Origin of the sequence: Streptomyces atratus, from assembly GCF_014648655.1 — a bacterium.
Lineage (GTDB): Bacteria > Actinomycetota > Actinomycetes > Streptomycetales > Streptomycetaceae > Streptomyces > Streptomyces atratus.
Genome location: NZ_BMRN01000003.1, coordinates 528115 through 540796, shown reverse-complemented (window position 1 = coordinate 540796; position 12682 = coordinate 528115). Strand labels below are relative to the sequence as shown.

Below are 12682 nucleotides of genomic sequence, written 5' to 3'. Positions count from 1 at the left end.
CAGGCCACGCTGCCGGAGCTGTTCGCCACGCAGGTGGCGGCGACGCCGCAGGCGGTGGCAGTGGTCTCGGACCAGACCGAACTGACATACGCGGAGCTGGACACGCGGTCCAGCCGACTGGCCCGGCTACTGATCGACCGGGGGGTGGGCCCGGAGGACTTCGTGGCCCTGGCCCTGCCCCGGTCGGTGGAGATGATCGTGGCCCAGCTGGCGGTGGCCAAGGCCGGTGCGGCCTATCTGCCGCTGGATTCGGAGTATCCGGCCGAGCGGATCGCCTACATGCTCGCCGATGCCCGTCCCGCCCTGCTGCTGACCACGGTGACGGTGGGAGAGCGGTTGCCGGAAGCGGATGTCGCCCGGTTGCTGCTGGACGAGGCCGCCACCGTGGCGGCGCTGGCGACGTACCCGTCCTCCGGTCCGACCGACGCCGACCGGGTCCGCTTCCACTCGCTGTCGAACCCCGCCTATGTGATCTACACCTCCGGCTCCACCGGACGCCCCAAGGGCGTCGTGATCTCTGCCGGTAACCTGACCAACTTCCTGGTCTCCATGGCGGACCGGTTCCGGTTCACCCCGGACGACCGCCTCATGGCGGTGACCACGGTCGCCTTCGACATCGCCGCCTTGGAGCTGTACGTGCCACTGCTGAGCGGAGCCGCCGTGGTGGTGGCCGACCGCGAACTGGTGCACGACCCCTCGGCTCTCGCGCAACTGGCGGCGGACCACGCCGTCACCGCCGTGCAGGCGACCCCCACCCTGTGGCAGGCGATGCTTTCCGGCGCGCCGGAGGGGCTGCGCGGTTTGCGCATGCTGGTCGGCGGAGAAGCCCTGCCGACCGCCCTCGCGCACGAGATGCGTGAGACGGCCGCCGAAGTGACCAACCTCTACGGGCCCACCGAGACCACGATCTGGTCGACGGCGACAATCCTGGACGACCGCCCCGGGGCGCCCTCCATCGGCCGGCCGATCCACAACACGCAGGTGTACGTGCTCGACGCCGGCCTGCGGCCGGTACCGCCCGGTGTCCCCGGCGACCTGTACATCGCCGGGGACGGCCTGGCCCGCGGCTACCTGGGCCGTCCCGCCCTGACCGCCGAGCGGTTCGTGGCCTGCCCGTTCGGCCCGGCCGGGGCGCGGATGTACCGCACCGGCGACCTGGCCCGCTGGAGCGCCGACGGCCGGCTGGAGTACCTCAGCCGCGTGGACGACCAGGTCAAGATCCGCGGTTTCCGGATCGAGACCGGTGAGATCGAGAACGTCCTGCAGGCGCATCCGGATGTGGCCCAGGTGGCGGTGGTGGCCCGCGAGGACCGGCCCGGGGTCAAGCAGCTGGTGGCCTATCTGGTGCCGCGTGACGGTGGTGCGGCCGGTGCGGACTGGGGGACGCTGCGCAAGGAGGCGGCCCGGGTACTGCCGGATTACATGGTCCCGGCGGCGTTCGTCACCCTGGACGCGCTGCCGCTGACCGCCAACGGCAAGCTGAACCGCCGGGCCCTGCCGACGCCGGACTTCACCGAGGTCTCCACCGGCCGGGCGCCGCGCACCCCCCAGGAGGAGATCCTGTGCGGGCTGTTCGCCGAGATCCTCGGCCTGCCGGCCGTCGGGATCGACGACAGCTTCTTCGAGCTCGGCGGCCACTCCCTGCTCGCGACCCGCCTGGTCAGCCGACTGAGAGCCGCTCTCGACGTGGAGCTGCCGGTGCGGGCCCTGTTCGAGACACCCACCGTGGCCGAACTCGTCGGACTGCTCGACCGGACCGCCGGACGGAGCCGCCCGGCTCCCCACCCGATGGAGCGTCCTGTCGAGGTGCCGTTGTCGTTCGCGCAGCGGCGGCTGTGGTTCCTGGGACGGCTGGAGGGCCCCAGCGCCACCTACAACCTGCCGCTGGCGGTCCGGTTGTCCGGTCGGCTGGACCGGGACGCGATGGGGATGGCGCTGGCCGATGTGGCCGAGCGGCACGAGAGCCTGCGCACGGTCTTCCCCGAGAGCGAGGGCCGGCCGCGCCAGCTGGTGCTGGACCCGCAGCGCGGCCGCCCCGAGCTGGTGGTCACCAAGACCGACGAGCGGGAACTGCCCGCCCTGGTCGAGGCCGCGGCCGGGTACGCCTTCGACCTGGCGGTGGACACCCCGCTGCGCGCGGAGCTGTTCGCCCTCACCGAGGACGAACACGTGCTGGTGCTGACCCTGCACCACATCGCCGGGGACGGCTGGTCGCTGAGCCCACTGGCCCGGGACCTGGCGGCCGCCTACACCGCCCGCTGCACCGGGGCGGCGCCGGAGTGGACGCCGCTGCCGGTGCAGTACGCCGACTACACCCTGTGGCAACACCAGGTCCTCGGCAGCGAGGACGACCCGGACAGCCCGCTCGCCCGGCAGCTGGACTTCTGGCGCCAGACCCTGACCGGCCTGCCGGAGGAGCTGGCCCTGCCCACCGACCGGCCACGCCCGGCGGTGGCCTCCCACCGGGGTGGAACGGTGGAGTTCGCCTGGGACGCCTCCCTGCACGCCGGAGTGGTCACGCTGGCCCGGAAGTGCCGGGCAAGTGTGTTCATGGTCCTGCAGGCAGGCCTGGCCGCACTGCTGTCCCGGCTCGGGGCCGGGGAGGACATACCCATCGGCAGCCCGATCGCCGGACGTACCGACGAGGCACTCGATGATCTGGTCGGCTTCTTCGTCAACACCCTGGTGCTGCGCACCGACGTCTCCGGCGACCCCACCTTCCACGAACTGATCGAGCGGGTCCGGGAGACGGACCTGGCCGCCTACGCGCATCAGGACGTGCCGTTCGAGCGACTGGTCGAAGAGCTCAACCCGGTCCGCTCAATGGCCCGCCACCCCCTCTTCCAGGTCGTGTTGAACCTGCAGAACACCCCCCTGACCGCCCTCGACATCCCCGACCTGCGAGTCGGACCCCAGCACACGGGCCCTGCCGCGGCCAAGTTCGACCTGTCGATCGACCTCGGTGAGCAGCACGCGGCCGACGGCAGCCCCGGCGGTATCGCCGGCAGTGTGACCCACAGCCTGGACCTGTTCGACGCCGCCACCGTCGAACGGATGATGGCCCGTCTGGAGCGTCTGCTGGCCGCGGTGGTGGCCGCCCCGGACCGCACCGTGGGCAGCGTCGAGATCCTGGACGAGGCCGAGCGCGAGCGGGTGCTGTCCGGGTGGAACGACACCGCGCGGGAGGTGCCGCACGCCACGCTGCCGGAGCTGTTCGCCACGCAGGTGGCGGCGACGCCGCAGGCGGTGGCAGTGGTCTCGGACCAGACCGAACTGACATACGCGGAGCTGGACACACGGTCCAGCCGACTGGCCCGGCTACTGATCGACCGGGGGGTGGGCCCGGAGGACTTCGTCGCGCTGGCCCTGCCCCGCTCGGTGGAGATGATCGTGGCCCAACTGGCGGTGGCCAAGGCCGGCGCGGCATTCCTGCCGGTGGACCCGCAGTATCCGGCCGAGCGGATCGCCTACATGCTCGCCGATGCCCGTCCCGCCCTGCTGCTGACCACGATGACGGTGGGAGAGCGGCTGCCGGAAGCGGATGTCACCCGGTTGCTGCTGGACGAAGCCGCCACCATGGCAGCGCTGGCGACCTACCCGTCCTCCCGTCCGACCGACGCCGACCGGATCCGACCCCTGGTTCCGGCCAACCCGGCGTACCTGATCTACACCTCCGGCTCCACCGGACGCCCCAAGGGCGTCACCGTCCAGCACACCGGCCTCGCAGCCTTCTCCGTCACCGAGGTCGAGCGCTTCGCGGTCGACGCGGACAGCAGGGTCCTGCAGTTCGCCTCGCCCAGCTTCGACGCCTCGATACTCGAACTGTGCATGGCCCTGCCCACCGGAGCGGCCCTCGTGGTCCCGCCCCCGGGCCCCCTGGCGGACGAGATCCTCGCCGACGTTCTCAAGAGCCGGCGGATCACCCACGCGCTGATCCCGCCGACCGCGCTCGCCAGTGTGTCGCCGGTGGACCTGCCCCACTTCCGCACGCTCATCGTGGGAGGCGAGGCGTGCTCCGCCGAACTCGTCGACCGGTGGTCGGCCGGGCGGCGGATGGTCAACGCCTACGGCCCGACCGAGTCGACCGTGGCCACGGCGGTGAGCGGACCGCTGAACGGCGGGGTCACCCCGCCGATCGGCCGACCGGTCGTCGACACCCGGGTGTACGTGCTCGACGCCGGCCTGCGGCCGGTACCGCCCGGCGTCCCCGGCGAGCTGTACGTCACCGGCGCGGGCCTGGCCCGCGGCTACCTGAACCGTCCCGCCCTGACCGCCGAGCGATTCGTGGCCTGCCCGTTCGGCCCGGCCGGTACCCGCATGTACCGCACCGGCGACCTGGCCCGCTGGAACGCCGACGGCCAGCTGGAGTACCTGGGCCGCACCGACGAGCAGGTCAAGATCCGCGGTTTCCGCATCGAGACCGGTGAGATCGAGACTGCCCTGGCGAAGGACCCCCAGGTGGAGGCCGTCGCGGTGGTGGCCCGCGAGGACCGCCCCGGGGTGAAGCGGCTGGTGGCCTACGTGGTCCCGACCTCCGGCACCGACACCGGAGAGGCTCCCGCGCGGTGGAGGGCTGAGCTGGCCCGGGCCCTGCCGGAGTACATGGTCCCGGCGGCGTTCGTCACCCTGGACGCGCTGCCGCTGACTCCCAACGGCAAGCTCGACCGCAAGGCCCTGCCCGCCCCGGACTTCACCGAGGTCTCCACCGGCCGGGCGGCGGCCACCGCGCGCGAGGAGCTGCTGTGCGGGCTGTTCGCCGAGCTCCTCGGCCTGCCGACGGTCGGCGCGGACGACAGCTTCTTCGACCTGGGCGGCGACAGCATCGTCTCCATCCAACTGGTCAGCCGGGCCCGCAAGGCCGGACTGCTGATCACCCCGCGCGAGGTGTTCGAGCACAAGACGGTGGCCGCCCTGGCCGCGGTCTCCGAGGACATCGGCACGGCGGTGACCGAACCGGCCGACACCGGCGAAGGCGATCTGCCGCTCACTCCGATCATCCACGCGCTGCGTGAGCGTGGTGGTCCGGTGGACGGTTTCAACCAGTCGATGCTGGTGCAGGCCCCGGCCGGGGCGGATACGGGCCGGCTGGCGGCGGCGTTGCAGGCGGTGCTGGACCACCACGACGCCCTGCGGATGCGGTTGTCCCGTGACGGTGCGCGGTGGGCTTTGGAGGTGGCCCCGCGCGGTGCGGTCTCCGCCGAGAAGCTGGTCTGCCGGGTCGATGTCGCCGGGCTGGACGGGGAAGGACTGCGAGCTGTCATCGGCGAGCACGCCCGGGCGGCGTGGCGGCGGTTGGCGCCGGAGGCCGGGGTGATGGTGCAGGCGGTGTGGTTCGACGCCGGGCCCGAGCAGTCGGGACGGTTGCTGCTGGTGCTGCACCACCTGGTGGTCGACGGGGTGTCCTGGCGGATCGTGCTGCCGGACCTGGCTGCGGCCTGGGAGGCGGTGGTCGCCGGGCGGACTGTGCAGTTGGAGCCGGTGGGCACGTCCTTCCGCCGGTGGGCCGAGCGGTTGGCCGCGGCAGCGGTGGATCCGGTGCGGGAGGCGGAACTGCCGACGTGGACCGCGATCCTCGACGGCCCCGACCCGCAACTGAGCCGGATCCCGCACGACTTCGAACGGGACACGGTGGACACCGCCCGAGCGGTGTCGATGTCACTGCCGACCCAGTGGACCGCTCCACTGCTGAGCAGCGTCCCGGCGGCCTTCCACGCCGGCGTCAACGACGTGCTGCTGGCCGGGTTCGCGGTGGCGGTGGCCGACTGGCGCCGCCGACGCGGCTTGGGCGAGGACACCGGGGTCCTGCTGGACCTGGAGGGCCACGGCCGCGAGGAGTTCCTGGACGGGGTGGACCTGTCCCGCACGGTGGGCTGGTTCACCAGCCTCTTCCCCGTCCGCCTCGACCCGGGAACATCGGCGACCACCGGCGTCGCGCTGGGCCGGGCGGTCAAGCGGGTGAAGGAGCAGCTGCGGGCCCTGCCGGACAACGGCCTGGGCTACGGACTGCTGCGCCACCTCAACCCGCACACCGCATCCCGACTGGCCGCACCGGCGGCACCGCAGATCGGCTTCAACTACCTCGGCCGGTTCGCCGGCACCGCCGAAGGAACGGCAGCGGCCCAGGACTGGGCCCCCGCTCCCGAAGCCGGAGGACTCGGCGGCGGCGGCGACGCGAAGATGCCCCTGCCGCACGCGCTCGAGATGAACGCGATCACGCTGGAACAGGCCGACGGCCCGCAGCTGAACGCCTCCTGGAGCTGGCCCGAGGCCCTGTTCTCCGAAGAGGAGGTGCGTGACCTCGCCGGGACGTGGTTCCGGGTCCTGGAGGGCATCGTCACCCATGCCCAGCGGCCGGATGCAGGCGGCTACACCCCCTCCGACCTGTCCCTGGTCTCCCTCACCCAGGCCGAGATCGACCTGGTGGAGGCTGCGGAACCCGACCTGGAGGACGTCCTGCCGCTCTCGCCGTTGCAGGAGGGGCTGCTCTTCCACGCCCTCTACGACGAGCAGGCAGTGGACGTCTACACCGTGCAGTTCGTCTTCGACCTCGAGGGCGACCTCGACGTCGAGGCCCTGCGTGCCGCCGCGGCCGCACTGCTGCGCCGGCACCCCAATCTGCGCGCCGGATTCCGCCAGGAAGGCCTGGACCGGCCGGTCCAGATCATCCGGCGCGACCTCGAACTGCCCTGGCAGGAGATCGACCTCAGCGGCCTGGACGAGACCGACCGGGAACAGGAGCTGACCCGGCTCACCGCCGAGGACCGCGCCCGCCGCTTCGACCCCACCCGGGCGCCGTTGCTCCGCTTCACCCTGCTGCGCCTGGGGGCCGGACGCTTCCGGCTGCTGTTCAGCAACCACCACATCCTCCTCGACGGCTGGTCCACACCCCTGGTGCTGGCCGAGCTGTTCACCCTCTACCAGAACCGCGGCGCCGACACCGCGCTCCCGAAGGTCACCCCCTACCGCACCTACCTCGACTGGCTGGCCCGGCAGGACCGCCGGGTGGCCGAGCAGGCCTGGCGCGAGACGCTGGCCGGGGTGGAGGAACCCACCCTCCTGGCCCCGGCAGCCTCGGACCGTGCCCCCGTGCCGCCGGAGGAGATCACGGTGGCCCTGTCCGAGGAGAGCACCGCGGAGCTGAGCGCCCGCGCCCGCCGGCACGGGCTGACCATGAGCACCCTGGTCCAGGGCGCGTGGGCGATCCTGCTGGGCCGGCTCACCGGCCGGGACGACGTGGTCTTCGGCGGCACCGTCGCCGGCCGCCCCCCGGAGATCGACGGCATCGAGTCGATGGTCGGCCTGTTCATCAACACCCTGCCGGTGCGGGTCCGCCTGGACCCGGGCGAGTCCCTGCTGGGCATGCTCACCCGCCTGCAGGACCAGCAGTCCCGCCTGATCGGCTACCAGTACCTGGGACTCTCGGACGTCCAGCGCCTCGTCGGCGGCGGCGAACTGTTCGACACCCTGACGGTGTACGAGAACTACCCGCTGGACCCGGGCAACCTGGGAGCTACCGACGGAGACCCCGCGGCGCTGCCGTTGCGGGTCACCGGCATCGACAACCGGGACGCCACGCACTACCCCCTCAGTCTCGCCGCGATACCCGGCCCGCGATTGAACCTGCGGTTCGGCTACCGGCCGGATCTGTTCGACCGGGAGGCGGTGGAGGTGCTGGCCGGGCGGCTGGAGCGTCTGCTGGCCGCGGTGGTGGCCGACCCGGACCGGGCGGTCGGCGCGGTCGAGATCCTGGAGCCGGCCGAGCGCGAGCGGGTGCTGTCCGGGTGGAACGACACCGCGCGGGAGGTGCCGCGGGCCACGCTGCCGGAGCTGTTCGCCACGCAGGTGGCGGCGACGCCGCAGGCGGTGGCAGTGGTCTCGGACCAGACCGAACTGACATACGCGGAGCTGGACACGCGGTCCAGCCGACTGGCCCGGCTACTGATCGACCGGGGGGTGGGCCCGGAAGACTTCGTCGCGCTGGCCCTGCCCCGGTCGGTGGAGATGATCGTGGCCCAACTGGCGGTGGCCAAGGCCGGCGCGGCATTCCTGCCGGTGGACCCGGAGTATCCGGCCGAGCGGATCGCCTACATGCTCGCCGATGCCCGTCCCGCCCTGCTGCTGACCACGATGACGGTGGGAGAGCGGCTGCCGGAAGCAGATGTCACCCGGTTGCTGCTGGACGAAGCCACCACCACGGCAGCGCTGGCGGAGTGCCCGTCCTCCCGTCCGACCGACGCCGACCGGATCCAACCCCTGGTTCCGGCCAACCCGGCGTACCTCATCTACACCTCCGGCTCCACCGGACGCCCCAAGGGCGTCACCGTCCAGCACACCGGCCTCGCCAACCTCGCCGAGGCGCAGATCGAGCGCTTCGCGGTCGAAGCGGACAGCAGGGTCCTGCAGTTCGCCTCGCCCAGCTTCGACGCCGCTGTCTCCGAGATGTGCATGGCGCTGTTCGCCGGTGCCACGCTGGTGGTGGCCGACGCCGACCACCTCATGCCCGGCACGCCGCTGCTGGAACTGGTGGAGCGGCACCGCGTCACCCATGCGACCATCCCTCCCGCAGCTCTCGCGGCCCTGCCCGCGGGCAGCCTTTCCGAGGTGACCACCCTGGTCGTCGCGGGCGAGGCCACACCGGCGGAACTGGTCGCCCGGTGGTCGGCCGGGCGGCGGATGGTCAACGCCTATGGTCCGACCGAGACCACGGTGTGCGCGACCATGAGCGGCCCGCTGATCGGCGGGGTCACCCCGCCGATCGGCCGACCGATCCACAACACGCGGGTGTACGTGCTCGACGCCGGCCTGCGGCCGGTACCGCCCGGTGTCCCCGGCGAGCTGTACGTCACCGGCGCGGGCCTGGCCCGCGGCTACCTGAACCGTCCCGCCCTGACCGCCGAGCGGTTCGTGGCCTGCCCGTTCGGCCCGGCCGGTACCCGCATGTACCGCACCGGCGACCTGGCCCGCTGGAGCGCCGACGGCGAGCTGGAGTACCTGGGCCGCACCGACGAGCAGGTCAAGCTCCGCGGCTTCCGGATCGAGACCGGTGAGATCGAGGACGTCCTGCAGGCGCATCCGGACGTGGCCCAGGCCGCTGTCGTGGTCCGCGAGGACCGGCCCGGGGCCAAGCAGTTGGTGGCCTATCTGGTGCCGCGTGACGGTGGTGCGTCCGGTGCGGCCGGTGCGGACTGGGGGACGCTGCGCAAGGAGGCGGCCCGGGTACTGCCGGAGCACATGGTCCCGGCGGCGTTCGTCACCCTGGACGCGCTGCCGCTGACCCCCAACGGCAAGCTCGACCGCAAGGCCCTGCCCGCCCCGGACTTCACCGAGGTCTCCACCGGCCGGGCGCCGCGCACCCCCCAGGAGGAGATCCTGTGCGGGCTGTTCGCCGAGATCCTCGGCCTGCCGGCCGTCGGGATCGACGACAGCTTCTTCGAGCTCGGCGGCGACAGCATCCTGGCCATGCAACTGACCAACCGGATCCGTTCGACGTTCGGGGGGAAACTGGCCATCCGTACCCTGTTCGACGCCCCCACCGTCGCAGAACTGACCGGGCGCCTCGGAGAGGAACCGGAGCAGGAGACGTTCGACGTCCTGTTGCCGATCAGAAGGGGTGGCGATCTGCCCCCGCTGTTCTGCCTCCATCCGGCGGGCGGATTCGTCTCGGTCTACACCGGCCTGGTCCGGCACATCGCGCCCGACCGGCCGCTCTACGGCCTCCAGGCCCGCGGCCTGGGCCACCCGGAACCGCTCCCGCGGAGCATCGAGGAAATGGCCGCGGACTACGTCGAGCAGATCCGGCGAGTACAACCGTCCGGCCCCTACCACCTGCTCGGCTGGTCCTTCGGCGGCATGGTCGCCCACGCCGTCGCGACCCGCCTGCAGCACGAGGGCGAGACGATCGGTCTGCTGGCCAACCTCGACCAGTACCCGATCCGGCCCCAGAGCCCGGACCCGGCGGAGCAGGAAACCAGGACGCCCGACGAGGAGGAACAGGGATTCCTCGGCGCCCTCCTGGAGTTCGTCGGCCGGGACCGGCAGGAACTGGGCGACGCCCCGCTGGACTACGCCAGGGTCATCGACGTCCTCCGGCAGGGGGGCAGCGTGCTCGGCAGCATGGAGGAGCACAACCTCCGGGCGATCAAGGCACTTTCACGCAACAACGAGGACCTGATCCGGAACCACGTCCCGCAGCCCTTCCACGGCGACCTCCTCCTGTTCGTGGCGACACAGGAACAGGCGGGAGACCCGCGGACCTGGGCCCCGTACGTGCGGGGGCGGATCGTGACCCACGAAGTCGCCTGCCGGCACATCGACATGATGCAGCCCGAACCCCTGGCCAAAATCGGAAGCGTGCTCGCGGAACGGCTGCGGCCCGGACACGAGCACCACGTTCCCCGGAAGGGACAGACATCATGAACGGTCCGTCCGAGCGCCTCGATGACACCTACCTGGTGATGGTCGACGAGGAGGGACAGCACTCGATGTGGCCGTCCTGTGCCGCACTGCCCCCGGGGTGGACCGTCGTCCACGGCGAGGACAGCCGGGACGGCTGCCTCGCCTACTTCAACAAGAACTGGCGCCCACGGAGCATGCGCGAGGAATGAATCGGCTCGGCCGGAAGGGGCGTCGGTGGAACCACCTTCCGGTGAACGGGCCGCCAACAGCGGTCCAAGAAGTCGGCGCCGTACTGCGGCCGCCCCCGCGCGGGAAAGGTGATCCACGCGGGTGCGGCCGTAGTACCGCCGGACGCCCGGAGAACAGGAACAAGGAGACGCACATGACCGAAGCAGCCGTCGGGAGCGACGCCGGACAGAGGCAGGACGCCTCCGCAGCCGCGCCGCCGGATGACTCTTCGCCGCGACGGGGGCGCTGGGCCGGGTACGGCATCTGCGTCTGGTCGTCGCTCTACGTGGTGCCACACGTCTACTGGGCCGCCGGAGGAACTTTCGGCATGCCGGGGGTGTTCAAGGAACAGGGCGGGTGGATCATCGCCAACGTCGGCGCCTCGGTGGTGCTGTGCATCGCGGCCGTGCTCGGCCTCGCACTGGTGCAGCCATGGGGACGCCGCCTCCCCCGCCGCCTGGTCCTGGCCGTGGCGGCGGTCGGGTATGTCGTCCCGGGGCTGCACGTGATCTACGGGTACGCCACCAAGCCCTTCGCCCTGGCGGGGAGGTACGAACTGGACCTCTCTCCCTGGGCCCGGGTGGACGAGCGAAAGCTGATCCTTACGGACCTGCTGATCTTCGAGCCCTGGTTCCTGGTCGAAGCGATCATGTTCATCGTCGCGTCGTTGTACTTCGCCAGGTCCACCCGCACCGCCTCCGCCGCGGTCCGGGACTGATCCGTCGGAGAACACGGAGCTTCGGGCGTGAGCCTCGCCATGATGAGGACGTGATCGAGGGCCTCACGCCGGATGCTGCCGATGGTCCTCTCGCAGTGGGCATTCATCCGCGGCGCTCGCGGCGCGCTCTTGAGGATCTCCATCCCTTCGGCTGCGGAGACCGCGTCGAAGGCCACGCCGTGCTTGTCATCGGGGTCGCGCAGCAGGAAGCGCAGTGACTCCGAGCGCGTGCCCGGGCCGGCTGCGAGATTTCGTGCCTGTTGGACGGCCCAGGCCCAGGCCTGGGCCGGTGGGCGGTGACCCCGGTGATATGCAACCGGCGGGTGCCGTCAGAACCAGCGGTCGTCGGGGCCCGGAAAAGAACGAAGAGGAACAGCGGGACGACTGCTGGGTCCTGAGGGTGCGCCAGGTCCGAGCGCATCCATGCCTCGGCGGCCTCCTGCGGGTCGGCCTCGCCGCTCACGGAGATGATCTTCAGCTGCCACTCGGGGTCCGGGTGGACGTACCGGCGGGGTCCGTCGGACGTCTCCACGAAGGTGACGCGCAGGTTCTCCGCCTCGGCCACAACCCGTCGCAGCGCGGCCTCGAATACCGTGACATCGACGGACCGGTGAATTTCCAGGTATTCGCCGGCGTTGCAGATCGGATTCGACGCGTCGAGTTGCTGGGCGAACCGGATTCCCGGCTGCGCGGACGTAAGCCGTACTCCGTCACCAGCGAGCGTGATTCGCTTCGAACTCCAGCGGGTCGCCCCGGCAGGGATTGCGCAGTGTGTTTGCGGCAGGTATCCCGGCGGTTGAGTCCCGCGACCGGACATGGCCGACGCCGGTCAATTCCGAGCACTGTCGCATCGGCTTCAAAAGACAAACAATGGCGGCTGCATCAAGCTGACACCGGGAAGCCCGTTGTCGCACCGCCGTGACGGGCCGACCGGCGGACTGTCACGCGGTTTGCCGTACCGCCCGGTCCGGGCTCCCCGTATACAGAGAGGGCTCGGTGGGCGTCGCACCCGCCCACCGAGCCCTCTGTGCGGTGCGCGGCCCGGCCGGTTGCCGGGCCGCGCACCCTTACGACGTCCTTGTCAGGCGTCCATGGCCATCGCAAGGCTCTTGGGCCGCATGTCGGTCCAGTTCTCGGCGATGTGGTCGAGGCATGCCTGCCGGGCCTCCTCGCCGAACACCACGGTCCAGCCGGCAGGCACCTCGGCGAACGCGGGCCACAGCGAGTGCTCGTTCTCCTCGTTGACCAGGACGTAGTAGCTCGCGTTGTCGTCTTCGAACGGGTTGGTCGCCATATCGGGCTCCTTCGCTGCTGAGAGTTGGGGGTTGGGAGTTGGGGGTT

Annotated in this window: 5 protein-coding genes and 1 pseudogene; 4 read left to right on the top strand and 2 right to left on the bottom strand. The window is 71.4% G+C overall.

Annotation, left to right across the window (positions count from 1 at the left end; genetic code table 11):
- Positions 1–33 precede the first annotated feature (33 nt).
- From IEZ15_RS08115 to IEZ15_RS46695, 4 genes are all read left to right on the top strand, one after another.
- Positions 34–10416, top strand: coding sequence for a non-ribosomal peptide synthetase (locus IEZ15_RS08115; protein ID WP_268250356.1), 10383 nt, complete (start codon positions 34–36; stop codon positions 10414–10416).
- A complete protein-coding gene (locus tag IEZ15_RS08110; RefSeq protein ID WP_189275322.1) occupies positions 10413–10604 on the top strand; it encodes an MbtH family protein in 192 nt (63 codons plus the stop codon). The genes IEZ15_RS08115 and IEZ15_RS08110 overlap by 4 nt, the downstream gene beginning before the upstream one ends.
- A gap of 173 nt (positions 10605–10777) precedes the next feature.
- Entirely contained in the window at positions 10778–11341 is a 564-nt protein-coding gene (locus IEZ15_RS08105) for a DUF3995 domain-containing protein (RefSeq protein ID WP_189275320.1), read from the top strand.
- 50 nt (positions 11342–11391) lie between these two features.
- The gene (locus IEZ15_RS46695; RefSeq protein WP_308427388.1) at positions 11392–11559 is read left to right on the top strand and encodes a hypothetical protein; all 168 of its coding nucleotides are present in this window, start codon (positions 11392–11394) and stop codon (positions 11557–11559) included.
- A 146-nt stretch (positions 11560–11705) separates the two neighbouring features.
- On the opposite strand, the pseudogene IEZ15_RS46995 reads toward IEZ15_RS46695, so the two are convergent.
- A pseudogene (locus IEZ15_RS46995) lies at positions 11706–12158 on the bottom strand (condensation domain-containing protein); the annotation flags it as partial.
- A gap of 264 nt (positions 12159–12422) precedes the next feature.
- Positions 12423–12635, bottom strand: coding sequence for an MbtH family protein (locus IEZ15_RS08095; protein WP_189275317.1), 213 nt, complete (start codon positions 12633–12635; stop codon positions 12423–12425).
- Positions 12636–12682: the final 47 nt, after the last annotated feature.

Bases quoted from the DNA above. Each gene is read 5' to 3' on its own strand.
- IEZ15_RS08110 (WP_189275322.1), top strand. From the start codon at position 10,413: ATGAACGGTCCGTCCGAGCGCCTCGATGACACCTACCTGGTGATGGTC.
- IEZ15_RS08105 (WP_189275320.1), top strand. From the start codon at position 10,778: ATGACCGAAGCAGCCGTCGGGAGCGACGCCGGACAGAGGCAGGACGCC.
- IEZ15_RS08095 (WP_189275317.1), bottom strand. From the start codon at position 12,635: ATGGCGACCAACCCGTTCGAAGACGACAACGCGAGCTACTACGTCCTG.